The following is a 367-nucleotide window of genomic DNA, read 5'->3' as shown; positions in this document are numbered from 1 at the left end:
TGGGATAGATGATTGGGGTGAAGTCGTAACAAGGTAGCCGTATCGGAAGGTGCGGCTGGATCACCTCCTTTCTAAGGAATATTTCGGAAGACTACACATCGTTTGCCTTTGTTCAGTTTTGAGAGGTCTACTCTCATCTAAATACCCGGGGCCTTAGCTCAGCTGGGAGAGCGCCTGCTTTGCACGCAGGAGGTCAGCGGTTCGATCCCGCTAGGCTCCATTAACGACAATGGTCGTTATGTATTGTTCATTGAAAACTGGATATTGAAGAAATCAAAACAAGTAACACACACCGAGTTGAACAAAAAAGAGTTTTTTAATAAGTTCAACGCTTATTTTAGTCAAGCAACCTTCTATCGCTAGAAGA

1 tRNA gene and 1 rRNA gene are annotated in these 367 nt (G+C 44.1%); both read left to right on the top strand.

Going from position 1 to position 367, the window contains the following annotated elements:
* Positions 1-71: ribosomal RNA gene (locus AEQ18_RS15195) — 16S ribosomal RNA — on the top strand; the annotation flags it as partial.
* 76 nt (positions 72-147) lie between these two features.
* Positions 148-220, top strand: a tRNA-Ala gene (locus AEQ18_RS15190).
* The last annotated feature ends 147 nt before the right edge of the window (positions 221-367 follow it).

Origin of the sequence: Enterococcus sp. RIT-PI-f (genome assembly GCF_001297065.1) — a bacterium.
Classification (GTDB): Bacteria; Bacillota; Bacilli; order Lactobacillales; family Enterococcaceae; genus Enterococcus_D.
The sequence above is the reverse complement of the archived record's forward strand: the minus strand, read 5'-3'. Positions and strand labels throughout refer to the sequence as shown.